The sequence below is a fragment of the Methylopila henanensis genome (genome assembly GCF_042681025.1).
Classification (GTDB): Bacteria; Pseudomonadota; Alphaproteobacteria; order Rhizobiales; family Methylopilaceae; genus Methylopila; species Methylopila henanensis.
The window spans coordinates 90,733-115,877 of record NZ_JBHUER010000013.1 but is presented as its reverse complement, the minus strand read 5'-3'; the positions used below and the strand labels follow the sequence as shown (position 1 = coordinate 115,877).

Annotated in this window: 20 protein-coding genes and 2 tRNA genes; 5 read left to right on the top strand and 17 right to left on the bottom strand. The window is 71.5% G+C overall.

Annotation, left to right across the window (positions count from 1 at the left end):
* Positions 1–3: 3 nt before the first annotated feature.
* Positions 4–1,827, bottom strand: a complete 1,824-nt coding sequence (gene glmS / locus ACFSCV_RS18470; RefSeq protein ID WP_378801044.1) for a glutamine--fructose-6-phosphate transaminase (isomerizing) — start codon at positions 1,825–1,827, stop codon at positions 4–6.
* Between the two features lie 212 nt (positions 1,828–2,039).
* Positions 2,040–3,404, bottom strand: a complete 1,365-nt coding sequence (gene glmU / locus ACFSCV_RS18465; RefSeq protein ID WP_378801043.1) for a bifunctional UDP-N-acetylglucosamine diphosphorylase/glucosamine-1-phosphate N-acetyltransferase GlmU — start codon at positions 3,402–3,404, stop codon at positions 2,040–2,042.
* A 209-nt stretch (positions 3,405–3,613) separates the two neighbouring features.
* Between glmU and ACFSCV_RS18460 the strand changes: the two genes are divergently transcribed.
* The 3 genes from ACFSCV_RS18460 (at position 3,614) to mdoH (ending at position 8,098) form a co-directional block, all read left to right on the top strand.
* Positions 3,614–4,231 carry an SPOR domain-containing protein gene (locus tag ACFSCV_RS18460; protein ID WP_378801042.1) on the top strand — a complete coding sequence of 206 codons (618 nt, stop codon included), beginning with the start codon at positions 3,614–3,616 and terminating at the stop codon, positions 4,229–4,231.
* Positions 4,232–4,370: 139 nt separating this feature from the next.
* Positions 4,371–5,921, top strand: coding sequence for an OpgD/OpgG family glucan biosynthesis protein (locus tag ACFSCV_RS18455; protein WP_378801041.1), 1,551 nt, complete (start codon positions 4,371–4,373; stop codon positions 5,919–5,921).
* Positions 5,909–8,098 carry a glucans biosynthesis glucosyltransferase MdoH gene (mdoH, locus tag ACFSCV_RS18450; protein WP_378801040.1) on the top strand — a complete coding sequence of 730 codons (2,190 nt, stop codon included), beginning with the start codon at positions 5,909–5,911 and terminating at the stop codon, positions 8,096–8,098. Before ACFSCV_RS18455 ends, mdoH begins: the two co-directional genes overlap by 13 nt.
* A gap of 161 nt (positions 8,099–8,259) precedes the next feature.
* Here mdoH and ACFSCV_RS18445 read toward each other — a convergent pair whose 3' ends face one another.
* The 8 genes from ACFSCV_RS18445 to fdhE form a co-directional block, all read right to left on the bottom strand.
* Positions 8,260–9,516: a molybdopterin molybdotransferase MoeA gene (locus tag ACFSCV_RS18445; RefSeq protein WP_378801039.1), complete on the bottom strand. Its 1,257-nt coding sequence runs from the start codon at positions 9,514–9,516 to the stop codon at positions 8,260–8,262.
* Entirely contained in the window at positions 9,513–9,902 is a 390-nt protein-coding gene (locus tag ACFSCV_RS18440) for a hypothetical protein (protein ID WP_271201087.1), read from the bottom strand. The genes ACFSCV_RS18445 and ACFSCV_RS18440 overlap by 4 nt, the downstream gene beginning before the upstream one ends.
* A complete protein-coding gene (locus ACFSCV_RS18435) occupies positions 9,889–10,353 on the bottom strand; it encodes a hypothetical protein (protein ID WP_378801038.1) in 465 nt (154 codons plus the stop codon). The genes ACFSCV_RS18440 and ACFSCV_RS18435 overlap by 14 nt, the downstream gene beginning before the upstream one ends.
* 42 nt (positions 10,354–10,395) lie before the next feature.
* A tRNA-Sec gene (locus tag ACFSCV_RS18430) sits at positions 10,396–10,491 on the bottom strand.
* Positions 10,492–10,516: 25 nt separating this feature from the next.
* Positions 10,517–12,472 carry a selenocysteine-specific translation elongation factor gene (gene selB, locus ACFSCV_RS18425; protein WP_378801037.1) on the bottom strand — a complete coding sequence of 652 codons (1,956 nt, stop codon included), beginning with the start codon at positions 12,470–12,472 and terminating at the stop codon, positions 10,517–10,519.
* Positions 12,469–13,290 (bottom strand): tetratricopeptide repeat protein, encoded by an 822-nt coding sequence (locus tag ACFSCV_RS18420; protein WP_378801036.1) that lies wholly within the window; start codon positions 13,288–13,290, stop codon positions 12,469–12,471. Before ACFSCV_RS18420 ends, selB begins: the two co-directional genes overlap by 4 nt.
* The gene (selA, locus tag ACFSCV_RS18415) at positions 13,287–14,711 is read right to left on the bottom strand and encodes an L-seryl-tRNA(Sec) selenium transferase (protein ID WP_378801035.1); all 1,425 of its coding nucleotides are present in this window, start codon (positions 14,709–14,711) and stop codon (positions 13,287–13,289) included. The genes ACFSCV_RS18420 and selA overlap by 4 nt, the downstream gene beginning before the upstream one ends.
* A 57-nt stretch (positions 14,712–14,768) precedes the next feature.
* The gene (gene fdhE, locus ACFSCV_RS18410; RefSeq protein ID WP_378801034.1) at positions 14,769–15,731 is read right to left on the bottom strand and encodes a formate dehydrogenase accessory protein FdhE; all 963 of its coding nucleotides are present in this window, start codon (positions 15,729–15,731) and stop codon (positions 14,769–14,771) included.
* A gap of 313 nt (positions 15,732–16,044) precedes the next feature.
* On the opposite strand from fdhE, the gene ACFSCV_RS18405 reads away from it, so the two are divergent.
* Positions 16,045–16,185 carry a hypothetical protein gene (locus tag ACFSCV_RS18405; protein WP_378801033.1) on the top strand — a complete coding sequence of 47 codons (141 nt, stop codon included), beginning with the start codon at positions 16,045–16,047 and terminating at the stop codon, positions 16,183–16,185.
* Positions 16,186–16,306: 121 nt separating this feature from the next.
* On the opposite strand, the gene ACFSCV_RS18400 is transcribed toward ACFSCV_RS18405, so the two are convergent.
* The 3 genes from ACFSCV_RS18400 to fdnG are packed head-to-tail and all read right to left on the bottom strand — an operon-like array spanning position 16,307 to position 21,011.
* A complete protein-coding gene (locus ACFSCV_RS18400) occupies positions 16,307–16,975 on the bottom strand; it encodes a formate dehydrogenase subunit gamma (RefSeq protein WP_378801032.1) in 669 nt (222 codons plus the stop codon).
* A complete protein-coding gene (gene fdxH / locus ACFSCV_RS18395) occupies positions 16,975–17,913 on the bottom strand; it encodes a formate dehydrogenase subunit beta (protein WP_378801031.1) in 939 nt (312 codons plus the stop codon). Before fdxH ends, ACFSCV_RS18400 begins: the two co-directional genes overlap by 1 nt.
* Before the next feature lie 14 nt (positions 17,914–17,927).
* Complete coding sequence (gene fdnG / locus ACFSCV_RS18390) at positions 17,928–21,011, bottom strand: formate dehydrogenase-N subunit alpha (protein ID WP_378801030.1); 3,084 nt, start codon at positions 21,009–21,011, stop codon at positions 17,928–17,930.
* Between the two features lie 229 nt (positions 21,012–21,240).
* Here fdnG and ACFSCV_RS18385 point away from each other — a divergent pair, with 229 nt between their 5' ends.
* Positions 21,241–21,477 carry a sulfurtransferase TusA family protein gene (locus tag ACFSCV_RS18385; protein WP_378801029.1) on the top strand — a complete coding sequence of 79 codons (237 nt, stop codon included), beginning with the start codon at positions 21,241–21,243 and terminating at the stop codon, positions 21,475–21,477.
* A 12-nt stretch (positions 21,478–21,489) separates the two neighbouring features.
* Here the strand turns inward: ACFSCV_RS18385 and ACFSCV_RS18380 are convergent.
* The 4 genes from ACFSCV_RS18380 to ACFSCV_RS18365 all read right to left on the bottom strand — a co-directional run bounded on the left by ACFSCV_RS18380 (position 21,490) and on the right by ACFSCV_RS18365 (position 25,030).
* Positions 21,490–21,565, bottom strand: a tRNA-Lys gene (locus ACFSCV_RS18380).
* 97 nt (positions 21,566–21,662) lie between these two features.
* Positions 21,663–21,848, bottom strand: a complete 186-nt coding sequence (locus tag ACFSCV_RS18375; RefSeq protein ID WP_378801028.1) for a hypothetical protein — start codon at positions 21,846–21,848, stop codon at positions 21,663–21,665.
* 126 nt (positions 21,849–21,974) lie between these two features.
* A complete protein-coding gene (locus ACFSCV_RS18370; protein ID WP_378801027.1) occupies positions 21,975–23,288 on the bottom strand; it encodes an HlyD family type I secretion periplasmic adaptor subunit in 1,314 nt (437 codons plus the stop codon).
* Positions 23,285–25,030: a type I secretion system permease/ATPase gene (locus ACFSCV_RS18365; RefSeq protein WP_378801026.1), complete on the bottom strand. Its 1,746-nt coding sequence runs from the start codon at positions 25,028–25,030 to the stop codon at positions 23,285–23,287. Before ACFSCV_RS18365 ends, ACFSCV_RS18370 begins: the two co-directional genes overlap by 4 nt.
* Between the last annotated feature and the right edge of the window lie 115 nt (positions 25,031–25,145).

The window sequence follows — 25,145 nt, the reverse complement described above, 5'->3', positions numbered from 1 at the left end:
GCCTCACTCCACCGTCACGGACTTCGCGAGATTGCGCGGCTGGTCGACGTCGGTGCCCATGAAGGTCGCCGTGTGGTAGGCGAGCAGCTGGATCGGCAGCGCGTAGAGCATCGGGCTGACGAAGGCGTAGGCCGTCGGCAGGGTCAGCACAGCGAAGGCGTCGCCGGCGTGGGATGCCCCCTCGGCGTCGGTGAACAGCACGATCTTGCCGCCGCGGGCCGCGACCTCCTGCATGTTCGACGCGGTCTTCTCGAACAGCGGATCGAACGGCGCCAGCACCACGACCGGCACGCTCTCGTCCACGAGCGCGATCGGCCCGTGCTTGAGCTCGCCGGCGGCGTAGCCCTCGGCGTGGATGTAGGAGATCTCCTTCAGCTTCAGCGCGCCTTCGAGCGCGATCGGGAAGCTGGTGCCGCGCCCCAGATAGAGCACGTCCTGCGCCTTGGCGAAGGTGGTGGCGAGCTTCTCGATCTCCGGCTCCAGCCGGAGCGCCTCGGCCATCAGGCGCGGCAGCTCCACCAGCGCGGAGACGAGTTTGGTCTCGTCCTCGACCGAAAGCACGCCGCGGTCGCGCCCGGCCTTGATGGCGAGCGCCGCCAGCACCGCGAGCTGGCAGGTGAAGGCCTTCGTCGAGGCGACGCCGACCTCGACGCCGGCGACGGTCGGAAACACGAGGTCCGCCTCGCGCGCGATGGTCGAGGTCGGCACGTTCACCACGGCCCCGATGCGCATGCCCTGCGCCCGGCAATGGCGCAGCGTCGCGAGCGTGTCGGCGGTCTCGCCGGACTGGGAGATGACGAGGGCGAGCCCGCCCGGCGACAGCGGCGGCTCGCGGTAGCGGAACTCCGACGCGATGTCGATGTCGACCGGCAGCCGCGCGAACTTCTCGAACCAGTAGCGCGCCACGAGGCCGGCGTAGAAGGCGGTGCCGCAGGCGGAGATCGCCAGCCGGTCAAGCTTGGCGAAATCGACGTCGGCGCCCTCCGGCAGGCGGATGCGCCCGGCGCTCATGTCGATGAAGCGCGCGAGCGTGTGGCCCACCACCTCCGGCTGCTCGGCGATCTCCTTCGCCATGAAGTGCCGGTGGTTGCCCTTGTCGACCACGATGGCCGCGGCCGAGGCGCGGACGCCGGCGCGGACGACCGTGGCGCCGCTCTCGTCGAAGATCTCGACGGCGTTGCGCGTCAGCGCGACCCAGTCGCCGTCCTCGAGATAGGTGACGCTGTCGGTGAAGGGCGCGAGCGCGATGGCGTCGGAGCCGAGATAGTTCTCGCCATCGCCATGGCCGATGGCGAGCGGGCTGCCGCGGCGGGCGCCGATGATCAGGTCGTCCTCGCCGGCGAACAGAAAGGCGAGCGCGAAGGCGCCGCGCAGCCGCTTCAGCGTGGCCTGCACCGCCTCGCGCGGGGAGGCGCCGCCGACGAGCTCGCGCGAGGCGAGATGGGCGACGACCTCGGTGTCGGTCTGGCTCTGGAACGTCGCGCCGTCGGCCTCAAGCTCGGCGCGCAGCTCGCGAAAATTCTCGATGATGCCGTTGTGGACCACCGCCACCCGGTCGGTCGCGTGCGGATGCGCGTTGGCCTCCGTCGGCGCGCCGTGCGTCGCCCAGCGGGTGTGGCCGATGCCGACGGCGCCGTCGAGCGGAGAGGCGTCGAGCGAGGCCTCGAGGTTGCGCAGCTTGCCCTCGGCGCGGCGCCGGACGATCCGTCCGTCGTCCAGCGTCGCGACGCCCGCGCTGTCGTAGCCGCGGTATTCGAGCCGCTTCAGGCTGTCGACGAGCTGCGGCGCGACCGGCGCCCTGCCGAGAATTCCAACGATGCCGCACATGAGGCTGGTTCGCTCCTTACCCGTCCCGCGTCACGATCCTACCAGCGGGTCGTTAGCGGCGACTGAAGGGCGGACCAAGTCAAGGCGTGTTACGGGATGTGACGGGCGCGTCATCCCGGACGGCCGCAGGCCGGGCCGGGATCGTTCCTCAGGCGGCCACAGAGCGGCGCCTCGGTCGACGATCTCGGCTCTTCGGCCGGGACGACGCGGTTTTACGCGCCCGCCTTCTTCGCCTTCTGCATCGCCCTGAGCTTCGCCGCGCGGCCCTCCTTGGTGACCTGGCGGCCGCGGCCGATGGCGAGGGCGTCGGCGGGCACGTCCTCCACGATCACGCTGCCGGCGCCGACATAGGCGCCCTCGCCGATCGCGACGGGCGCGACCAGGGTGGAGTTCGAGCCGACGAAGGCGTCGGCGCCGATCGCGGTGCGGAACTTGGACACGCCGTCGTAATTGCAGGTGATCGTGCCGGCGCCGAGATTCGCGCGCGGCCCGACCTCGGCGTCGCCGACATAGGTGAGGTGGTTGAGCTTGGCGCCCTCGCCGACCGCGGCGTTCTTCACCTCGACGAAGTTGCCGACCCGCGCCTTGGCGCCGAGCGTGGCGCCCGGCCTGAGCCGCGCGAACGGGCCGACCGAGACGCCCCGGCCCACATGCGCGCCTTCGAGATGGCTGAAGGCGTGGATCACCGCGCCGTCCTCGACCGTGACGCCCGGACCAAACACCACGTTCGGCTCCACCGTCACGTCGCGCCCGAGCTTCGTGTCGTGGGAGAAGAACACCGTCTCCGGCGCGATCAGGGTCGCGCCCTCCTTCAGCGCCGCGGCCCTCAGCCTGCGCTGCAGCTCGGCCTCGACGGCGGCGAGCTGCGCGCGGTCGTTGACGCCCTGCACCTCGGCCTCGGGCGCCGCCTCCGCCGCGACCGCGAGGCCTGCGAGCACGGCCCGTTCGACCACGTCGGTGAGGTAGAATTCGCCCTTGGCGTTGGCGTTGCCGACGCCCTCCAGCAGCGCGATCGCATGAGCGCCGGAGATCGCCATCAGGCCGGCGTTGGAGAGCTTGATCGCCCGCTCCTCGTCGCTCGCGTCCTTCTCCTCGCGGATCGCGACAAGGCTCGTCCCCTGCGAGATCAGCCGCCCGTAGCCGGTCGGGTCGCCCGCCTCGAAGCCCAGCACCACGACGCCCGCCCCGCGGGCGAGCGGGGCGCGCAGCCGGGACAGCGTCTCGGAGCGCACCAGCGGCGTGTCGCCATAGACCACCAGCACGTCGTCGAAGCCCCCCGCCAGCGCCTCGCGGGCGGCGAGCACGGCGTGGGCGGTGCCGAGGCGCTCCGTCTGCACGAACACCCGCGCCTCCGGCGCGAGCGCCGCGACCTCCTCGGCCACGTCCTCGCGGCCAGGGCCGACCACGACCGCAAGCGCGTCGGAGCCGGCGACGAGCGCGGTCGCCAGCACATGGCCGACCAGCGAGCGCCCCGCGGCCTTGTGCAGAACCTTAGGGACGCCGGAGCGCATGCGCGTCCCCTCGCCCGCCGCGAGCACGATCGTCAGCAAACGGCGGGGCGCGGGCGTAGCGGTCATGGGAGCGGCTCGGTCGGCTGCGGCGCGGCGGAAGCGCGCCGGGGCGGGATGCGTGGCGGGCCTCGCGACGAGTCGCCGGACCGCTGCGACACGATGGCCGCAAGCGGCAAAGCCTGCAACCGCCGCGCCTTTTGCGGGAGGGCGCGCCGCGCGACTCAGCTATCGTCGCCGGGAGCCGGCCGTTTCGCCGGCCCGCTGCGGGATGGGACGTGCGCCAGGACCTCTACGACGATCAGGACATCTCCATCCGTTCGCTCGGGCGCGTGGCGCCCGCCACGGCGTGGGGCTTCGTCATGGCGGCGGCGGTCGTCTGCGCGGCGGTGACGGTCTGGCGCGCGCCGGCGGGATCGCAGACCCGGCTGGTCGCGACGCTCGACGGCGCGGCGGTCGACGCGCTCGGCCGCGAGGTGAAGCGCATCGGCGCCGAGCGCGACGAACTCGCCCAGCGGCTCGCGCGGCTCGAACGCGGCGTCGGCGAGATGCGCATCGCCATGGCGGCGGCGCCGGAGACCACCGGCTCGATCGGCGCGCCCACGCCTCAGGCGGCGTCCGGCCGGCCCGCGGCCTTCGCCATCGCCTTCGGCCCGGAGGCGACCGTCGAGGCCGCGCGGCGACGCTGGAACGCGCTGGCCGGCCGCTATCCGCGCGCCCTTTCCGCGCTCGCCGCGCGCACGGTGAAGCGCGGCTCCACGTCCGGCGCGGTCGAGCTGATCGCCGGGCCGTTCGCGACCGCGGCCGACGCCGCCCGCGCCTGCGCCGATTTGCTGGCCGACGGCGTCCCGTGCGACACAACCGCTTACACGGGCGAGCCGATCGGCCGCTCCTGACGGGCGCGCGGTTTCGACGCGCCGTGAAGATTCAGCCCCACCGCATTGGAAATCGCAGCCGAGTGACGCATTATACCACCCTCGTCATTGTGACTTCCGGACATCCGGCGGGCCGCATCGCCCGCCTTGCGCACCGTTCATGAACCGCCGCAGCTTCGTCACCGGCGCGCTGGTCGCGCCCCTGATCTCAGCGGCCGCGCGCGCGCAGGACGCGCCGCGCCCGGACGCGCCTCCGCCGCCGCCCCCGGACCTCTACGCCGAGGGCGCGCCGTTTTCGCGCGAGGCCGTGGACGAGGCCGCGCGTCAGCTCGCGACGCGCGGTTTCGAGGCGCCGGGCAACATATTGCCGAGCGGCTTCGCCGAGCTGCCGCAGGACGTGTTCCGCTCGATCCGCATGCGCGAGGACCGCACGCTCTGGCGCGGCGAGAACCGCGGCTTCGCGCTCGACCTGCTGCCGGGCGGCTTCATCTACCGCCAGCCCGTGCGCATCAGCCTTGTCGAGGACGGCAAGGTCCGGCCGCTCGCCAACGATCCGTCCTGGTTCGACTTCGGGCGCGCGCCGACCCCGCCCGCCGACAAGCCGTTTCCATTCTCGGGCGCCAGCGTCAAGGCGGCTGGCGATAGAGCCGACGAGCTGCGCGAGTTCGCGCTGTTCCAGGGCGCGACGATCTTCCGCGCGCTCGCGCGCGGCCAGATCCTCGGCACCTCCGCGCGCGGGCTCGCGATCGACACCGGCGAGGCGGACGGCGAGGAGTTCCCGCTGTTCCGCTCGCTCTGGGTCGAGCGGCCGAACCCCGGCGCCGGCAGCGTCGTGGTCCACGCGCTGCTCGACAGCCGCCGGGTCACCGGCTCCTACCGCTTCACGCTGCGCCCCGGCGAGATCACCGTGATCGACGTCGAGTTCACGCTGTTCCCGCGCGAGGAGCTGCGCCACGTCGGCGTCGCGCCGATGACGTCGATGTACTTCTTCGGCCCGAACGACCGCGTCGGCGTCGACGACGTGCGCGGCGAGGCGCACCGCGCCGACGGGCTGCAGATCTGGAACGGCGGCGGCGAATGGGTCTGGCGTCCGCTGACGAATCCGTCGGAGCTCCAGATCAGCGTGTTCGGCGACCGCAACCCGCGCGGCTTCGGCCTGCTGCAGCGCCAGCGCGCCTTCCCCGCCTACAACGACCTCAACCGCCGGTACGACCGCATGCCGAGCGTCTGGGTCGAGCCGATCGGCGACTGGGACGACGGCCAGTTCCAGCTCCTGGAGATCCCGACCGACGCCGACGTCAACGAGAACATCGTCGCCTACTGGCGGCCGAAGGCGCCGCTGAAGCCCGGCGAGCAGTTCTCGCGCGCCTACCGCCTGCACTGGTGCTGGAGCCCGCCGGACCGGCCCGGCGGCGCGGTGGCGGCCGCGACCGTGACCGGCTCGGCCGGCGGCCGACGGCGGCGCTTCGTCGTGGACTTCACGGGCGAGGCGGTCGCGGACCCGAACCGCGCCGGCGCGATCCGCCCCATGACCGCCACATCGGTCGGGCAGATCCGCGACGTGGTCGGCCGTCCCAATCCGGAGATCAAGGGCTACCGCGTCACCTTCGACCTCGACCCCGGCAACGAGGACCTGTGCGAACTCAGGATGGTGCTCGAAGCCGACGGCAAGCCGATTTCCGAAACCTGGCTCTACCGATGGACCGCATGAGCGAGCGCGAGCCCGCCTTCGACCCGAACGCCGCGAACACGCCCGCGGCGCTGCCGCCGGAAAGCCCGATCGCGATGCCGACCCAGCCGCTCAAGGCTTGGTCGAAAGCCGACGTCCGGCCGCTGAGGAACCCCGGCGGCTGGCGCACGCCCTATCTCAGCCGCCTGATCGTTTTCGCGGTCGCGGTCTCCGTGACGGCGGCCGGCGCGATCCAGATGTACGGGGTCGTCGAGGTCGGCGGCGTCACCCTGCTCAAGGGCGCGCTGCTCGGCCTGTTCGTCATCAACTTCGCCTGGATCGCGCTCGCCTTCGCGAGCTCGATCATCGGATTCGCCGCGCTGGTCGGTCGCCCCGCGCTGCGGACGCCCGACCTGCCCGAGACGCTCGCGAGTCGGACCGCGGTCGTGATGCCGATCTATAACGAGCAGCCGAGCCGCGTGTTCGGAGCCGTGCAGGCGGTGGCCCAGGACATCGAGCGCCTCGGCTTCAGCGCCCATTTCGACTACTTCCTGCTGTCGGACACCACCGACCCGGACGTCTGGATCGCCGAGGAGAAGGCGTTCCTGCTGCTGCGCGAGCAGATGGGGCCGGACGCGCGGATCTATTACCGCCACCGGGCCAAGAACCATCGCCGCAAGGCCGGCAACATCGAGGATTTCGTGACCCGCTGGGGCGGGGCCTACGAGCACATGCTGATCTTCGACGCCGACAGCCTGATGACGGGCCATGCGGTGATCGCGCTCGCCGCGGCGATGGAGGCCGACCCGGACGCCGGCATCATCCAGACGCTGCCGCTCGTCATAAACCGCAACACCCTGTTCGCCCGCCTGCAGCAGTTCGCGAGCCGCGTCTACGGGCCGGTGATCGCAGCCGGCATCGCGGTCTGGTACGGCCGCGACGGCAACTACTGGGGCCACAACGCCATCATCCGCATGGAGGCCTTCGCCGAAGGCGCCGGCCTGCCGGACCTGCCGGGCAAGCCGCCCTTCGGCGGGCTGATCCTCAGCCACGACTTCGTCGAGGCGGCGCTGATCCGGCGCAAGGGCTGGGCGGTCTACATGCTGCCGCGGATCGAGGGCTCCTACGAAGAAAGCCCGCCCTCGCTGATCGACGTCGGCCAGCGCGACCGGCGCTGGTGCCAGGGCAACCTGCAGCACGCCGCCCTGCTTGGAACCAGGGGGCTTCACCCCTTGAGCCGCCACCACTTCCTGAACGGCATCTTCTCCTACCTCGCCTCGCCGTTCTGGATGTTCATGCTTCTCTGCGGCCTCGCGCTGGCCCTGCAGGCGAACTTCATCCGCCCGGAGTATTTCACCGACGAGTTCTCGCTGTTCCCGGCCTGGCCGCGGTTCGACGCCGAGCGCGCGCTCCAGCTCTTCGGCGCCACGATGGCGATCCTGATCGCGCCGAAGATCTTCGGCCTGATCGTGCACCTGCTGCACGGCCCCTCGCGGCGCGCTGGCGGTGGCTTCTTCCGCATCGTGATCTCGTCGGCGATCGAGATCGTGATGTCGTCGCTGATCGCGCCGGTGATGATGCTGGTGCAGTCCGGCTCGGTGTTCCAGATCCTCGCCGGCAAGGCCACGGGCTGGAACCCGCAGCGCCGCGACGACGGCTCGATCCCCTTCGCCGACATCGTGCGCCGCCACCGCTGGCACACGGTCCTCGGCGTCGTGACGCTCGTCACCGCGCTGCTGATCGCGCCCTCGCTCGCCGGCTGGATGTCGCCCACGATCGCGGGCCTGCTGATGGCGATCCCGCTGTCCTGGGCCTCGGGCCATCTCGGCTCGGGCCTCGCGCTCAAGCGGCTCGGACTGCTGCTGATCCCGGAGGAGACCAACATCCCCGAGATCGCGACCGCGGCGCGCGCCAACGGCCGGCGGCTCGCGGAGGCGGGCTCCGACGAGGTCGACGGCCTCGCGCTGCTTCACGACGACCCGAACTTCCTGCGCGAGCACGAGCGCATGCTGCCGGCGGTCGAGCGGCGGCCGCGCGGCCAGATCGAGCCGGACCGGGTGATGGCCGCCGCCAAGCTGTCGGAGGCCGAGACGCTCGAGGACGCCCGCGCCTGGCTCTCCGCCAAGGAGCGCAACGTGGTGATGCACGACCGCGCGCTGCTCGCCATGCTCGCGAAACTTCCGGCCTCTCCGCAACACGCGGCGACCGCCGGCGCCTGAACCGAGAAAAAGTTGCGCGGCGCGGGAACCGGTTCCGGCCCAGCGCCGTTCTGAAGGCGCAAAACCCCTCTAACGGCGACTTTCCAAACCTCACCGCCTCCGCAACGCCGCCCGCGCCCCGGGCGGCGTTTCTTTTTGCGCCCGAGGTCTGGGGCGCCGCTTCACACGTCGAGCGCGGCCTCGAACGACAGGAAGCCGACGAGGTCGCCGCGCCGGACCTCCTCGCGCCCCGCCGGGATCACGGCGAGCCCGTCGGCCGCGATCAGCGGCGCGAGCCGGGCCGAGCCGCCGCGGCCGAGCTTCTCGGCGATCGGCAAACCGGACGGGTTGCGGCCCGCGAGACGGGCCGGGGCGAACTCGGTGCGGCCGCCGGGCCCGCGCTGCTCGAACGCCGCGACCGCCGTCAGGGGCGCCAGCGGCTTCACGTCCAGCCCCGCGAGCCGCTCCAGCGCCACGCGCCCGATCAGCATGTGCCCGACCAGCGCCGCGAACGGATTGCCGGGCAGGCCGACCAGCACGGCGCGCCCCACCCGCCCGACGACGATCGGCTTGCCGGGCTTGAGCGCGACCTTGGCGAGGCCGAGCGAGCCGCCGGCGGCGGCCACCGCGGCGGCGAGATGGTCCTCGTCGCCGACCGAGGTCGCGCCGCTCGTCACCAGCGCGTCGCATCGCGCGCCGGCCTCCTCCAGCAGCCGGGCGAGCGCCGCGGGATCGTCCGGCGCGATGCCGAGATCGACGACCTCATAGGCCGGCCGATCGAGGATCGCGGCAAGCATCGGCCGGTTGGCGTCGTGGATGCGGCCGGGCGCGAGCGGACGTCCGTGCTCCAGCAGCTCGTCGCCGGTGGAGAGCAGCCCCACCACCACCTTGCGCCGCACGACGGCGCGTTCGACGCCGGAGGCCGCGAGGATCGCGAGATGCCGGGCGTCGAGCGTGACGCCCTCCGGAACCAGCGCGTCCCCGGCCGCCACGTCCTCGCCGCGGCGGCGGACATTGGCGCCGTCCTCAAGCGCCGCCGTGAGCGCGATGTCGTCGCCCTCGCGGACGACGCGCTCCTGCATCACCACGGCAAGGGCGCCCGGCGGCAGGGGAGCGCCGGTGAAGATGCGCGCGGCCTCGCCGGGGGCGAGCGGCTCGGGCGCGCCCTGCCCGCCCGCCGTGAGCCGGCCGCGGACGCGGTGGCGCAGCCGGCCGGGATCGGCCACCGCATAGCCGTCCATGGCCGAATGATCGAACGGCGGCAGCGGCGCGGGGCTGATCACGGTCGACGCCGTGACGCGCCCCCGCAAGGCGGCGAACCGCAGCTCCTCCACGCCGACCGGGCTCGGCGCCAGCGCCGCCGCCGTCGCGCGCGCGGTCTCGAGCGCCGCGAGGCCGGGCTCCGCGCAGAGATCGAAGGCGTCCGCCGCGCGGCTCATGCCGCGCCCTCGTCCTCGTCGATCCGCAGGCGCCGCCCGCGCCGGTCGAAGAACGCGCCCTCGTTCAGCGCCAGGCGGTCGTCGTCGATCATCTGCTCGACGCGCCGGAGCTCGATCCGCGCCAGCGGCTCCTCCATCGGCCCGCCTTCGGAGGAGGTGGCGATGAAGAAGGCCGCGCCGTCCCAGGAACCCGGCGCCGAGGCGAACAGGCGGCGCACCGCCTTCCATTCGACCTCGTCGCCGATGACGTGGAAAAAGGTCGAGGCGGCCGGCGAGGCGTCGCGTTCGGTGATCTCCACCAGCACCACCAGCGCGGTGAAGCCGCCGGTGTCGGCGAAGGCGGCCTTCACCCAGTCGTCGAAATCGAGGCCGTCAAAAGTCGACAAGCGGGGTCTCCTGGACGTAGCGGTCGAAGACCTCGGCGAAGGGCCGGCCGCGCTCGGCCTCGTGCCAAGCCTCGAAAGCCGCGAAGGCCGCGAGCACGCGCTCGCCGGCCTCGGCGCCCTGGCCCTCGAGCCGGGCGTCGTGCACCGCGTCGGCGAGAGGCCGGAGCGCGTCGATCACCGTGCGGCGCGCGCCGTCGATTTCCTCCCATTCGAACTCGCCGGCCGCCGCGGACGCTTGGGCCGCGCGCGACGCCTCGCGGTCCGGCGCCGCGGCGTCGGCCGCGACCAGCGCCTTCAGGAAGGCGTAGCGGCGGAAGGCGTGTCGCCGCGCGGCCTCGCGCGTCTCGATCCCGGCCGCGACCTCGGCGCGAAACCGCTTCTCCTCGGCGTCGGCCGCAAGCGCCGCGTTCTGCAGCGTGTCGAGGACGGCGGGGCGTGCGAGGCCGGTCATCGGATCATGTCCTTTGAATGCGCGACGGCGAGGGGGAGAAGCTGGTGGAAGAGAGTGGGAGTCGAACCCACCGAAGGCCGGCGAACGGCCCCCTCCGGCTTTGAAGGCCGGCCGCCCCACCGGGGACGCTTCTCCTCCGTGCGCGGTCCTGCGATTGGACCGTTCATGCCTCGACCCGCTCCGTCAGCGCCGTGCGGCGGAAAAGGTCGCGGCGGCGACTGTTGATCCGCCGCTCGTCGCCGCGGCGGATGGTGACGCCGTGACGGTCGAGGAACTCGAGGATCTGTATGGCGACCTTGCGGCCGTTGTCGAGCCTGTCGCGCAGCCGCGCGGCGGTGACGACGCCGGCCGGCTCCGCGACCGCCACGGATTCCGCGACGTCGACGATCTCGGCCACGGTCTCGCGCAGGAAGAAGTGATCGTGGGCCACCTCGTCGACCTGGCCTGAGCGCCCGAGCAGCTTCAGCACCCGGCGCACGTCGGCTTCGTCCTCGCCGAGTTCGGTCGCGAGATCGCGCACGCGCGGCGGGCGGAAGCGCTCCTCCCCGCCGAGCTTCGGCGCGATCGCCTCCCACAGCTCCTCGTCGACCGGCGCGAGCCGCGCCTCGTGCCCCGGCAGCCGCGCCCAGGCGCCCTCGACCACGATCGCGCCGGCGCGCTGGAGGTTGCGGAGCGCCGCGAGGAAGGCCGGCCCCGGCAGCCGCGGCTCGACCGACAGCCGCAGCCGTTCGGCGCCCATGCCCTGCAGATCGGGATTCTCGGCGTGGTGGGCGCCGAGCTTCGCCTCGATGTCCGCGACGAAGGCCGACCAGATGGCGGGCGCGACGGCGATCGTCCCGGAACGGCCGGCGGGCAGCAGCGTCACGCCGAGCGCGTCTAGGATGCGCTTCGCCTCGTCGGGCGCGACGTTGCGGTCGCGCAGCACGGCCTCGGCGTCGATCGCGTGCGGCGGCGCGGCGAGCAGGCGGCGCAGCGCTTCCGCATGGTCCTCCCGGCCGAGTTCGCGAAGCTGCGCGAGCCGTTCCGGCGAACGGCGGCGGCGCGCGGGCGCGCGCAGGTCGAGCATGCGGCCGCCCGCCATGGTGCGGGCGCCGCTGGTGTCGCGCAGCACGAAACGGTCGAGCGCGGCCGCCGCGATCGGGCGCTCCAGCACGAGCTGGACGAGGCCGGTCGCGCCGGGCGCCAGCGCGTCGCCTTCGAGCGGAACCACCCGCGCCGGGACTTCGGCCGCGCCGTGATGCAGCTTCACCGGCGTCCACATGGCGAGCGGGCGCGGCTCGTCGCGCAGCAGGCGGAGCTCGACGTCGATTCGGTCGGTCGGCGCGTGCAGCTCGGCGGCCGCGACGACGTCGCCCCGGACGATGGCGTCCTTGCTGACGCCGGGGCCCGACAGGTTCAGCGCGCAGCGTTCGCCGGGGCGGCCCTCCTCCGCCGGACGGTTCTGGGCGTGGATCGCGCGCACCCGCGCTTCGAGCCCCGACGGCGAGACCACGACGGCGTCGCCCACGCGCACAACCCCGTCGCGCACCGCGCCAGTGACCACGACGCCGGCGCCCGCGAGCGTGAAGCAGCGGTCGACCGCAAGCCGGAACCGCCCCTCGGCCTTGCGTTCCGGCGTTTCGGCGCGCAGCGCGTCGAGCTTCGCCGACAGGTCGGCGACGCCCTCGCCCGTGACCGCGGACACCGGGACGATCTCCGCGCCCTCGAGCCCCGTCCCGGACAGAAGCGCCGCCGCCTCGATCTCCGCGGCCATGCGGCGCTCGTCGTCGACGAGATCGCATTTAGTCAGCGCCACGATCCCGCGGCCGACCCCCAGCAGATCGACGATCGCCAGATGCTCGCGGGTCTGGGGCATGGGGCCGTCGTCGGCCGCGATCACCAGCAGGACGAGGTCGATCCCGCTTGCGCCGGCCAGCATGTGGCGTACGAAGCGCTCGTGGCCGGGCACGTCGACGAAGCCAAGCACCGCGCCGTCGGCGCGCGGCGAATAGGCGAAGCCGAGATCGATCGAGATCCCGCGCGCCTTCTCCTCCTTCAGCCGGTCGGTCTCGACGCCGGTGAGCGCGCGCACGAGCGCGGTCTTGCCGTGGTCGATGTGGCCGGCGGTTCCGACGATCACGCCGCGGGCTCGGGCGCGATCGGCCGCGCCGCCGCCTCCTCCGCGCGGGCCGCGTCTTCGGCGGAGAGCTCGGCGCGCACGGGGCCGAGGAAAGGCGCCGCCAGCGCGCTGCCGCCGGCGTCGGCGCGCAGCAGCCAGACCAGCGCCGCGCGGTCGTCATGCTCGACGCCCTGGCCGAGATGGAGGGCGGCGCCCAGCATGGCCTGGCCGTCGGCGTCGCCCCGACGGGCGGCCTCGAACCACCAGCGCGCGGCCTCGATCGGGTCGCGCTCCATGCCGAGCGCGTTGTGCGCGATCAGTCCGAGCCGGGTCATGCTGGTCGCGACGTCGGCCTCGGCGGCGGCGAGCGCCCAGCGCCGCGCGGCGACGGGATCGGCGGGCGCGCCCTGGCCCTCCAGCAGCATCCAGCTCAGCATGTCCTGCGCCGCGGCGTCGCCCTGTTCGGCGGCGGCGGAATAGAGCTCGAGCGCGGCCACGTCGTCCTGCGGCACGCCCTCGCCCTTGAAATGCAGCGCCGCGAGGTTGCGCTGGCCGACGGCGTCGCCGGCCTCGGCGGCCCGGATCAGCCATTCGGCCGCGAGTTCGGGGTCGCGCTCGAGGCCTAGCCCTTCGGCGTAGCAGGCGCCGAGATTGCTCTGCGCGCGCGCGACGCCGGCCTCCGCCAGCGGACGCCACAACGCGACCGCGGTGGCGTGGTCGCCAAGCTCTGCAGCGTCGTAGGCGTCCTCCATCTGCGTGGCCACGTCGTCGTCCTCCGACCGCTCCCGGCCGCCAGGAGGACTGAAGCGCGACAGCAGCCGTTCGAACCAGCTCGTCATTCCGCGGCCTCCGCTTGGGCGCCGGCGAGCGCGGCGAGGCTCGCGGCGAGTTCGGCCTCGTCGTCGAGGCCCCGCAGGTCGAGCACGAGCCGGTCGTCGGCGATGCGCCCGATGATCGGCGTCGGCGCCTGGCGCAACGCCGCGGCGAGCGCGGTCAGCGCGGCGCCGGAACGCTTCGGGTCGACGGCCGCGACGCCGAGGCCGCCGCTCGGGATGGTGGCGAGCGGCAGCGCGCCGGAGCCGATCTGGCTCGCCGCGTCGACCACCTCGACCACGAAGTCCGGTCCGGCGGCGCGCGCGACGGCGTCCCGGAGCCGCGCGGCCTGCGCCTTCAGCGCTTGCGCCGGGCGCGTCAGCAGCATCAGCGTCGGCAGGCGCGCCGCGAGCCGGTCGGGATCGCGGTAGAGCTTCAGCGTGGCCTCGAGCGCCGCGAGCCGCAGCTTGTCGAGCCGCAGCGCGCGCTTGAGATGGTTCTTCGCGAGCCGCTTCACGAGATCCGCGCGGCCGACCACAAGCCCCGCCTGGGGGCCGCCGAGCAGCTTGTCGCCGGAGAAGGTGACGAGGTCGGCGCCGTCGGAGACCGCCTCCTGCACCGTGCGCTCACGCTGAAGCCCGTAGGCCGAGAGATCGACCAGCACGCCGGAGCCGAGATCGTCGACCAGCGCCACGCCGCGCTCTCGCGCGAGCGGCGCGAGCGCCTTCGCCGGAACCTCCTTCACGAAGCCCTCGATGCGGTAGTTCGAGGGATGCACCTTCATCAGCAGCGCCGCGTCGGGGCTGATCGCCTCGGCGTAGTCCGCGAGATGGGTGCGGTTGGTGGTCCCGACCTCGACCAGCCGGCAGCCGGCGCGGGCCATGATGGCGGGCATGCGGAACGCGCCGCCGATCTCGATCAGCTCGCCGCGCGAGACGACCGCTTCGCGGCCTTCGGCGAGCGAGTTCAGCGTCAACAGCACCGCGGCCGCGTTGTTGTTGACCGCGACGGCGTCCTCCGCGCCGGTGAGCTCGCGCAGCAGGCCGCGGACGTGGTCGTCGCGCTCGCCGCGCCGGCCGTCGCCGACGTTGAACTCCAGCGCGGTCGGGCTGCGCATGGCCGCGACGACGGCGGCGACCGCCTCCTCCGCAAGCAGCGCGCGGCCGAGATTGGTGTGCAGCACCGTGCCGGTGAGGTTGATGACGCGCCGCTGGCTCGGCATGTCGGCCGCCTCGAGGGCGGCGAGCGCCGCGGCCGCGATCCGGTCCGTCGATACGTCGACCGGCGCGCCGGCGCGCCAGGGCCCGCGCAACTCGTCGAGCCGCGCGCGGACGCTGAGCGTCGCGGCCCGCCGCCCGAAGCGCTCGGCGGCCAGCCGCGCGGCGTCGGCGGCGAGCACACGGTCGACGGAGGGAAGCGGCGGAAGGGCGGGCTGGTCGTCGGTCATTTGCGGCCGGGCTCCTGCGCGGGCTCGCTCCGAGCGGAGCAAAGCCCGTCGCCGGGATCAATAGCCCAGAAGATAGGGATTGAAAGCCGCGCGCGCCCAGCCGGCCTCCCGCACCTTGAGGTCGAGCCCGAGCGAGGCGACGTCGTCGGCCACCGGATCGAGCGAAGGCTGAAGGTGCTGATGCAGGATCTTCACATAAAGCCCGCACGTGTCGCAGGTTTCGGCCTTGATGGGAGCCTCGTCGCGCCGCGCCTCCAGCGCCGTCTCCCCGGTCAGCGTCTCGCCGTCGGCGGAGAGCGCCTGATAGGCGATCTTCTCGGTCGAATCGCAGGCGACGCATTTGATGCGCACGTGGTTCCACAGCGTCCCGCACAGTCCGCAGGCGACGTAGCGCGAGCCGTGGGCCTTGGACCAGCTCACCACCAGGCTCGACACCGGGGGACCGCCGCAGCACGGGCAGGCGCCCACGCCGACGCTCGCGAGCCGCGCCGCGTCGAGCGAGCCTGCGAGGCGCGCGAAATGCACCTGAAGCGCGGCCGAGGCGAAGACATGCTCGGCGAGCGTCTCGAACCCGGCCGAGGTCTCGAGCGCGTCGGTCATCAGCGCCTCACGCCCTTCCCGCCCGGCGGCGATCAGGCGATCGCGGGCGGCGGCGGCCGGTTCCGGCATGGCGATGGCCCGCGCGCGCTCCAGCAGCCGCTCAAAGGTGAGATGGGCCACATCCCCGATGTCGAAGCGCGAACGGTCGAGCGGCGGCATGCCGAACTCGAAGGCGCGCTCCAGGGCGTCCGCGCTCGGACCCTCCGGCGCCGGGAGGTCGTCCTGCACCGCGTGCTGGGCCTCCGACAGCTCCGCGAGAAAGCGCAGATAGGCTTCGAGCGGATGGCCCGGAGCGAGTTCGGCGAAGCGCGCCGCCCGGGCCGCGAACATCCGGCCGGCGTCGGGAAGCGCGGCGAAGTCCGGCTTGGCGACGGCGCCGATGTCGATGGGCGTCGGCTCGATCGAGGCGGGGCCCGCCATGCGTATGCTCCATTCCGCCGCGCGTCCGGGCGCCGGCCTTTGTGGTTCTTCCGGGCTTAAGGCTTACGCCGACCGTGGCGTCCCGGTCCGGTCAGCCCGCCTCGGGACGCCGCGCCTCCCCGCCCATGAGTAGCGCTTCCGTCCGCGGCCGTCGCCTCGGTCGGCGCGATTAAGAACTCTTTCATGCTGCGTTGCGGCGGAGACAGGCCAGCCATGCCTAGACGAAGGTTCAATAAGGCCTTCTGGTATGCCAAATACCATTCACCGAACGACGCGGCTCTCGAGCCGCAGATTACGACGAAAGGTGCACATCATGGCCGCTCTCGCCCACGCCGTCTCCGGCTTCAGCCTCTCCGACGTCTTCGCCCGCTTCGCCAAGGAGTTCGAGGCGTTCTTCGAGGAGCAGGGCCGCGCGCTCTACAACGCGCATCGGAACTATCCGTTCGGTCTCTGATCCGGACGTTCGGAGCCGCGGCGGGCAACGCGCCGCGGTTTTCCGACCTGACTGACGTCGGCGCCCGCGCCCGGATGAAACCGGACGCGGGCGCTTCCATGTCCGGCCGACAGCGGCGCGCTCAGCGCCCGTCGCCGTCGCCCTTCACCTCGGACCGCAGCCACTTGCGATGGTGGCGCCAGGCCCAGCCGCCGGTGACCTTGCCCTGGGTCATGGCGCGCACGGTGCCCTTGACCCAGATGCCGGCGTAGATGTGCACGATGATGATCAGGATCGCGCCGATCGCGGCGAGCGAGTGAACCAGAGCGGCGAGCCGGTTGACCTCGATCGTCACCAGGCCGTGGAAGTACTGGTCCCAGATCACCAGCCCCGACACGAACAGGGCCACGATCAGCAGCGACGTTCCCCAAAACACGAACTTCTGCCCGGCGTTATACTTTCCGAGCTCCGGCAGATGCTCCTCGTCGCCCTTGATCACGTCGCCGATCTGCTTCGTCCACTGGGTGTCGTCGCGGTTCCAGAGGTTGTACTTCCAGAACCGCACGAACAGCACGGTGAAGCTCGCGAGCAGCACGACGCCGATCCAGGGATGGAAGGCGCGCGTGTTGGCGCCGCCGCCGAACAGGTCGGTCAGGAAGAACAGGCTGGGGTGGAACAGCGCCAGCCCGCTCAGCGTCAGGAGCACGAAGCACAGCGCCGTGATCCAATGGTTGACGCGCGCCGCCGCGTCGTAGCGGCGCACTTCCGTCCGTTCGACGATCAGCGGGCGGCGTTCGATGTCGATGGCCATCAGACCGTCCTCGTCTCGGGAGTGGGCGCCTCACGGACGCTCTCCTCCGCCAGATCGGCCGCGTTCTCCTCATCCGTCTCCGTCACCTTGTTGGGGCCGACGATGGTGTGGTGGAAGAACGCGCCCACCGCCGCGAAGGCGATCGCGCCGAGCGCGAACAGCTTCGCCCCGCCCTTCCAGGCGGCGACCAGCGGGCTGATCTGCGGGTCCTTCGGCAGGCCGGCGTATATCTCCGGCTTGTCGAGGTGGTGCAGCACGTACATCACATGCGTGCCGCCGACGCCCTGCGGGTCGTAGAGGCCGGCGTTGGCGAAGCCGCGGGACTTGAGGTCCGTGATGCGGCGGTCCGCCTGCTCCTTCATGTCGTCCTTGGTGCCGAACATGATGGCCGCCGTCGGGCAGGCCTTGGCGCAGGCCGGCCCCTGCCCGACCGCGACGCGGTCGGAGCACAGCGTGCACTTGTAGGCCTTGCGGTCGACCTGGCTGATGCGCGGGATGTTGAAGGGGCAGCCCTTCACGCAATAGGCGCAGCCGATGCAGTTCTCCGACACAAAGTCGACGATGCCGTTGGTGTACTGCACGATCGCCCCGGGCGCGGGGCAGGCCTTCAGGCAGCCCGGATCGGCGCAATGCATGCAGCCGTCCTTGCGGATCAGCCACTCGAAATTGCCGGTGTCCGGGTTGTCCCACTCGGTGAACCGCATCAGCGTCCAGCTGTTCGGCGTGAGGTCGTGCGGGTTGTCGTAGACGCCCGTGTTGACCCCGATCTCCTCCTTCAGGTTGTTCCATTCGAGGCAGGCCGCCTGGCAGGCCTTGCAGCCGATGCACTTCGAGACGTCGATGAGCTTGGCCACCTCGAGCCCCGTCGACCGGACGACCGGCGGGGTCGAGGTGGAGGCCGAGCGACGCTTGATGTCGAGAGACTGATACGAAGCCATGTTTCAGTCCTCCCTCACGACGTCGCCGGCCCGGAGGTCGGCTCGATGTTGACCAGGAACGCCTTGTATTCCGGCGTCTCGATGTTCGCATCGCCCACGAAGGGGGTCAGCGAGTTCGGGTTGTGGCCCTTCTTGGCGCGGCCCATGAAGCCCCAGTGCTGCGGAATGCCGACCACATGGGTGGGCTTGCCGTCGACCATCAGCGGCCTGATGCGCTTGGTGACCACGGCCTTGGCCTTGATGGAGCCGCGGTTCGACCACACCCGCACCCAGCCGCCCTTGACGATGCCCTTCTCCTTCGCGAGCTCCTCGGAGATCTCGACGAAGAATTCGGGCTGCAGCGCCGCGTTGACCCAGACGTGCTTGGTCCACTGGTGGAAGTGCTCGGTCAGGCGGTAGCTGGTCGCGACGTAGGGGAACTTGTCCGCGCCCCCCAGGGCCTCGAGGTCGGCCTTGAAGATGCGCGCGGCGGGGTTGCCCTTGATCTTCGGCGCGATGGCGTTCGCCACCGGCGCCTCGAACGGCTCGTAATGCGTCGGGAACGGCCCGTCGCGCATCATGCCGCGGGTGAACAGCCGCGCCACGCCTTCCGGGTTCATGATGAAGGGGCCGACCGACTGCTCGGGCTTCACCGTCGGGCCGTAGTCCGGCACGTCGTAGCCGCCCCAGCGCTCGCCGGTCCAGTAGACCAGCTTGCGGGAGGGGTCCCACGGCTTGCCGTTCTTGTCCGACGAAGCGCGGTTGTAGAGGATGCGCCGGTTCGCCGGCCAGGCCCACGCCCATTTCGGCGCGAGCCCGGTGTCGCCCGGATCCCAGGTGTCGCGCCGCGACATCTGGTTGCCGGCCTCGGTGTAGCTGCCGGCGTAGATCCAGCAGAACCCCGCGGTCGAGCCGTCGTCCTTCATCTGGGCGAAGCTGTCGAGCAGCTTGCCCTTCTGCACCAGCACCTTGGTCGGATCGGTGGGATCCGTGACGTCGGCGAGCGCCTGGCCGTTGTTCTCGCGCGCGAGCTCCTCCGCCGACGGCTCCTCCGGGATGGCGTAGGGCCAGCGCAGGTTGACGATCGGATCGGGGAAGGCGCCGCCTTCCTTGAGGTAGAGCTCCTTAATGCGCAGGTGGAGCCCGGCCATGATCCAGACGTCGGACTTCGCGTCGCCGGGAGGCGAGACCGCCGCGTTGTGCCACTGCAGCCAGCGGCCCGAGTTCACGATCGAGCCCTCGTCCTCGGCGAAGCAGCTCGTCGGGAGCTGGAACACCTCGGTCTGGATGTCGGCCGAGTTCACGTCGTTGAACTCGCCGTGGTTCTCCCAGAAGCGCGACGTCTCGGTGTCGAGCGGGTCCATGGTCACGAGGAACTTCAGCTTGGACAGGCCCGAGGTGATCTTGCCCCGGTTGGGGAAGGTCATCAGCGGGTTGAAGCCCTGGCAGAAGTAGCCCGTGATCTTGCCCTGGTTCATGAGCTCGAACGTGCGCAGGATGTCGTAGGTGACATCGAGCTTCGGCAGCCAGTCGAAGGCCCAGTTGTTTTCGGCCGTCGCCTTGTCGCCCCACATCGATTTCTGGAACGAGACGAAGAACTTCTTGTAGTTCTGCCAGAAGCTGGTCTGCCCAGGCCGCAGCGGCTTGAACCCGCGGGTCGACATGTAGGCGTTGAAGTCGACTTCCTTCTCCACCGGCAGGTTCATGTAGCCGGGGAGCATGTTCGACAGCAGGCCGAGGTCCGTCAGGCCCTGGATGTTGGAGTGGCCGCGGAGCGCGTTCATGCCGCCGCCGCGCACGCCGATGTTGCCCAGCAGCAGCTGGATCATCGCCATGCCGCGGATGTTCTGCGCGCCCTTCGAATGCTGGGTCCAGCCGAGCGCGTACATCGACGTCATGGTTTTGGTCGGCGTCGAGCACTCGGAGATCATCTGGGCGACCTTCAGGAACTTGTCCTTCGGGGAGCCGCAGATCTTCTCCACCATCTCGGGCGTGTAGACCGCGAAATGCTGCTTCATCAGCTGGAAGACGCAGCGCGGGTCCTGCAGCGTGTCGTCGACCTTGGCGTAGCCCTGCTCGTCGAGCTGGTAGTCCCAGGACGACTTGTCGTAGTCGCGCTTTTCCTCGTTGTAGCCGGTGAACAGCCCTTCGGACCAGCCGAACTCGGGCTTCACGAGATAGGACGCGTTGGTGAACGCCTTGACGTAGTCGTGCTGGATCTTGTCGTTCGAGAGCAGGTAGTTGATCACGCCGCCGAGGAAGGCGATGTCGGTGCCGGGCCGGATCGGGCAATAGAAGTCGGCGACGGACGCCGTGCGCGTGAAGCGCGGATCGACGACGATCAGCTTCGCGCCGCGGTTGGCCTTGGCCTCAGTGACCCATTTGAAGCCGCACGGATGCGCCTCCGCCGCGTTGCCGCCCATGACGACGACAAGGTCGGTGTGCTTGATGTCGCCCCATGCGTTCGTCATGGCGCCGCGACCGAATGTTGGGGCCAGACTGGCCACCGTCGGTCCGTGTCAGACGCGCGCCTGGTTGTCGAAGGGCAGCACCCCCATCGACCGTATGACCTTGTAGGTCATCGCGCCGGTCTCGTTGGTCGTGGCCGAGGCCGCGAGGAAGCCCACCGACGTCCAGCGGTTGACGGTCACGCCATCCTTGTTGGTCGTCTGGAAGTTCGCGTCGCGGTCGTCCTTCATCAGCCGGGCGATGCGGTCGAGCGCGAAATCCCAGGACACCCGTTCGAACTTGTCGGAGCCGGGCTTCCGGTGCATCGGGTGCTTGAGGCGCGTCTCCGAGTGGACGAAGTCCAGCAGCGCGGCGCCCTTCGGGCACAGCGTGCCGCGGTTGGTCGGATGATCCGGATCGCCCTCGACGTGGATCAGCGCCGAATGGGTGTTCTTCGAGCGGTCGCCGAGGCTGTACATGATGACGCCGCAGGCGACGGAACAGTAGGTGCAGATGTTGCGGGTCTCGGTCGTGCGCGCCAGCTTGAAAGGCCGCACCGCCTGCGCCATGGCCTGTTCGGCGCCGCCGAACCCCATCGCTCCAAGCGTCGTCCCGGCAACGCCCGCGCCCGCCGTCCGAAGGAACTGGCGCCGCGAAACTTGGCCGATCATTGGGGAAGCATCCTCCCTCCTGTACCGCGCCGGCCCACCGGCCCGCGCGCGCATCACGACATGATCGTCGAATGCGATCGAGCGATCTTAGAATTTGGGTCATCGCCATGTCAAACTGGACCAATATGCAACGGCCGCCGAAAACCACGTGCATTCCGGCAGTTAGCGCCTTGCCTGCGCGCAAGCGCACAGGGCCTCGCGGGCTCGTGATCCTGTTTGCGCGGCGTCCATGAGCGGGGCGTCGCGCCGGCTCGACCTTCGGGGCCTCAAATGCCCCCTGCCCGCGCTCATGACGCGCAAGACGCTGGCGACGCTCGCGGCCGGCGCCCGACTCGAGGTGCTGGCCGACGATCCGCTCGCGGGCCTCGATCTGCCGAACGCCGTACGCGAAGCCGGCGGCGCGGTGCTGGAGTTGACGTGCGACGGCGCGGTCGTGCGCGTGGTGGCGACGGCCGGACCAGACTGATCGGGAGGGAAGTGGTGAGCGCGCTGGGACTCGAACCCAGGACCTACAGATTAAAAGTCCGTTGCTCTACCAGCTGAGCTACGCGCTCGCGGCCGCCGAAGCGGGCGCGGCGCGGACACTAGTTGGGGCGGTCCGAGCTTTCAAGCCGCCCGCCGCGGCGCGAACGCCGCAGCGCCTCCGCCTCGTCACATCGGCGGCTCGATCACCGGCCCTTCCGGGACCGGGTCAGGCTCGATGACGGACGGATCGATCTCGGGATCCGGGTTCGGGACGATGTCCGGGTCCTGCACCGGCGCCTCCTCGGGAATCGGGGGACGGATCGGCTCGCCGGGCATCGGCGGGTTCGGAATGTTCGGGCCGGCGGTCGCCATGGCGCGCGCCTCCTGTGGCTGGGGGTCCTGTCAGACCAACCGATGGGGCGCGCGATCGTTCCCGAAAGATCGGGCGTCCGTCAGCCGCCGCTGCGGAGCCCCGAAGCGGCCGTCTCCGGCGGGCGCTTACTCCTCGCGAAAACTCTTGCGGAAGGAGTGCACGATCGGGTCGAGCAGATAGTCCATCGCCATGCGCTTGCGGGCCTCGACATAGGCCTCGACCGGCGTGCCGGGCTTCATGTCGGCCGGCGTCGCGAAGGTCGCGAACTCGGCGCGGTCGACCGCGACCTTGGCGGTGTAGAAGCTCTCGCGAGTCTGCGGGTCGGTGACGATGTCAGCGGCGACGTTGATGACCCGGCCCTCGATCATCGGCATGTCGCGCTGCGCGAAGGTGAGGAACGACACCCGCGCGCGCTGGCCGGCGGCGATGTTGCGGATGTCGTGGGCGGCGACCCGGCCCTCGATGATCAGGTCGCCCTCGGTCGGCACGATCTCGAGAATCTCGTCGCCCGGCCGCACCACGCCGCCGACGGTCTTGGTCTTCAGGTTCAGCACATAGCCGGTTTCCGGCGCCAGCACTTGGGTGCGGGTCAGCACGTCCTCGCTCGCGGAGAGCCGAGCCTCCAGCCCCGCGATCTCCGAGCGCGCCTTGGCGAGCTCGGCGGAGGTGTCGTTGAGGTAGCTGGTGACGCCGTTGCGCAGCGCGATGCGCTTCTCGACGCTCTCGATCTCAGCCCGACGGATGTCGGCCTGGAGCGCGGCGATGTCGGTGTCGAGCTCCGAGCGGCGGCGCTGCAGGTCGAGCAGCAGCGGCTTGCGCGCAAGACCCTTCTCCATCAGCCCGCGGGTGTCTTCGATCTGGATGTCGACCAACTCGCGCTGGGCCTCGGAGCCGGCGATGCGGGCGCGCGCCGCCTCGATCTGCGCGCCGAGCCGGCGGATCTGCGTCTCCAGCAGCTCCTTGCGCTCGTCCTGGTCGCGGCGCGTGGTCTCGAACAGCGCGCGCTGGCCGGCTGCGAAGTCCGGGAAGGTGGGATCGTCCTTGGCGACGGCGGCGGCGGGTCCGAAATCCGCGGCCTCGGCGCCGGAAAGCTGGGCCGACAGGCGCGCCGCCTCGGCCAGCCGGCGCGACAGGGTGTTGCGCTGAAGGCCGTAAGCCGCCTGCGCCTGGGCGCGCTCCAGCGTCACCAGCGGCTGGCCGCGGGTGACGAGATCGCCGTCCTTGACGAAGATCTCGCGCACGATGCCGCCCTCGAGGTGCTGCACCAGCTTGCGGCTACCCTCGGGGCCGACCGCGCCGCGCACCACGGCGCCCGCCGCGAGCGGCGCGGTCATCGCCCAGACCGCGAAACCGCCCATGAAGCCGAAGATCACCACGAAGCCCGCCAGCGCGATCCCGCGCAGCCGCGCCGCGAGCGAGGCGTCCCGCGGCGCGGTCACCGGGCCGCTCCCGGCATGGTCCGCACGTCGGCGGAGGCGACCGGCGCGACCAGCTCGCGCAGGATGTCGGTCGGGGGCCCGAGCCGGGTGAGTTGGCCCGCCGCCATGACGCCGATCCGGTCGCAAAGCTGCGCCAGCGCCGGCTTGTGGGTCACCAGCACCACCGTGACGCCCTTCCGCTTGAGCGCCGCGAGGGCGCCGACGAGCGCGCGCTCGCCCTCGCCGTCGAGGCTGGCGTTCGGCTCGTCCATCACCACCACGCGCACGTCGCCGTAGACGGCGCGGGCGAGCGCGATCCGCTGGCGCTGGCCGCCGGAGAGGAAGGCGCCGGCGTTCGAGAGCTCGGTGTCGTAACCCTGCGGCAGGCCGAGCACCATTTCGTGGCAGCCCACGAGCTTCGCCGCCTCGACGACCCTGGCGTCGTCCGGTTCGTCGAAACGGGCGATCACGTCGCGCACGCGGCCGGAAAACAGTTCTGTCCCCTGCGCGAGATAGCCGACATGGCGGCGGCGCTGGTCGTCCCGCCACAGCATGACGTCGCCGCCGTCGAGGCGGGCGACGCCGCGGGTCGGCGCGCGCGATCCCACCATCACCCGGCAGAGCGTGCTCTTGCCCGAGCCGGACGGACCTATGAGCGCAAGGCTTTCGCCCGGCGCGACGGCGAGCGACACGCCGGCGAGGATCGGCTTGTCGGAGCCCGCCGCCATCAGCACGACGCCCTCGAGCGCGATCCGGCCTTCCGGCGCCGGAAGCGCGATCGGGTCCTCGACCATCGCGCCCGAGGCGCCGAGCAGGGCCGTGATGCGCCGCCAGGAGGCGCGCGTCTGCTGCAGGCCGCGCCAGGCCGCAATCGCCTGGTCGAGCGGCGCGAGCGCGCGCGACAGCAGGATGGAGCTCGCGATCATGCCGCCGGGCGTGATGTGGCCCTCGAGCGAGAGCGCGGCGCCGAGCGCCAGCGTGCAGATCTGGGCCACGACGCGCAGGAACTTGCCCGCGCCCACCATGAGCGCGCCCTTGTCGGTCGCCTCGCCCAGCACCGCGGTCGACGCGGCGTTGGCGCGGCTCGCGCGTTCGGCGAGCGGCCGGCCGAGGCCCATGGCCGCAACGGTGTCGACGTTGCGCGCGGCCTCCGCCAGCACGCGCTGCGCCTCCTGGTGACCGGCGGCGACCTTCTCCGCGGCGGGCCGCGTCAGCCGGTCGTTCAGCAGCGCGAGCGCCACGATGAGCACGGCGAACACGAGCCCGAGCAGCCCGAGATAGGGATGGATCACCGCGCAGCAGACCAGGAACAGCGGCATCCACGGCGTGTCGCACAGCGCCGGCAGCGTGGGCCCGGACAGGAAGCTGCGGACGGCGCGCAGATCGTTGAACGGCGTGCCCTCGTTGGCTCCGCTCTGGCGCACGAGGCCCCGCTCCGCGCCCATGGCGGCGGCGAACACCGGCTCGAACAGCGTGTCCTCGATCCACTCGCCGATGCGGGCGAGCGCGCGCAGGCGGATCGCCTCCAGCGCGGCGTATACCGCGATCGCGGCCGCCGCGATCAGCGTGATGTAGACCAGCGTCTCGATCACCGCGCTGCGCAGCACGCGGTCGTAGACCTGCATCATGTAGAGCGAGGGGACGAGCAGCAGCAGGTTGATCGCGATGGAAAAAACCGCGAGCAGCCAGAAGGCGGGGCGGATCTCCCTGCGCACCCGCGCCAGCGCGACCGCGCCAGCGCCCGATGTCCCCTGCTGCGCCATTCCCCGATCGATCTCCCGGCGCGCGAAAACGCTGACGCGCGCAACCCGATCACACGCTCATAGGGCTAGGGAAGCAGACTCCACAAGGGCGTGACAACCACGACCTGGGTCGGCC

Bases quoted from the DNA above. Each gene is read 5' to 3' on its own strand.
- mdoH (WP_378801040.1), top strand. From the start codon at position 5,909: ATGGACCGCATGAGCGAGCGCGAGCCCGCCTTCGACCCGAACGCCGCG.
- ACFSCV_RS18435 (WP_378801038.1), bottom strand. From the start codon at position 10,353: ATGACCGGCCTCGCACGCCCCGCCGTCCTCGACACGCTGCAGAACGCG.
- glmU (WP_378801043.1), bottom strand. From the start codon at position 3,404: ATGACCGCTACGCCCGCGCCCCGCCGTTTGCTGACGATCGTGCTCGCG.
- ACFSCV_RS18385 (WP_378801029.1), top strand. From the start codon at position 21,241: ATGAGCGGGGCGTCGCGCCGGCTCGACCTTCGGGGCCTCAAATGCCCC.
- ACFSCV_RS18455 (WP_378801041.1), top strand. From the start codon at position 4,371: ATGAACCGCCGCAGCTTCGTCACCGGCGCGCTGGTCGCGCCCCTGATC.
- fdxH (WP_378801031.1), bottom strand. From the start codon at position 17,913: ATGGCTTCGTATCAGTCTCTCGACATCAAGCGTCGCTCGGCCTCCACC.
- selA (WP_378801035.1), bottom strand. From the start codon at position 14,711: ATGACCGACGACCAGCCCGCCCTTCCGCCGCTTCCCTCCGTCGACCGT.
- ACFSCV_RS18445 (WP_378801039.1), bottom strand. From the start codon at position 9,516: ATGAGCCGCGCGGCGGACGCCTTCGATCTCTGCGCGGAGCCCGGCCTC.
- ACFSCV_RS18375 (WP_378801028.1), bottom strand. From the start codon at position 21,848: ATGGCGACCGCCGGCCCGAACATTCCGAACCCGCCGATGCCCGGCGAG.
- ACFSCV_RS18420 (WP_378801036.1), bottom strand. From the start codon at position 13,290: ATGACGAGCTGGTTCGAACGGCTGCTGTCGCGCTTCAGTCCTCCTGGC.
- fdhE (WP_378801034.1), bottom strand. From the start codon at position 15,731: ATGGCGGGCCCCGCCTCGATCGAGCCGACGCCCATCGACATCGGCGCC.
- ACFSCV_RS18400 (WP_378801032.1), bottom strand. From the start codon at position 16,975: ATGGCCATCGACATCGAACGCCGCCCGCTGATCGTCGAACGGACGGAA.
- glmS (WP_378801044.1), bottom strand. From the start codon at position 1,827: ATGTGCGGCATCGTTGGAATTCTCGGCAGGGCGCCGGTCGCGCCGCAG.
- ACFSCV_RS18365 (WP_378801026.1), bottom strand. From the start codon at position 25,030: ATGGCGCAGCAGGGGACATCGGGCGCTGGCGCGGTCGCGCTGGCGCGG.
- ACFSCV_RS18405 (WP_378801033.1), top strand. From the start codon at position 16,045: ATGGCCGCTCTCGCCCACGCCGTCTCCGGCTTCAGCCTCTCCGACGTC.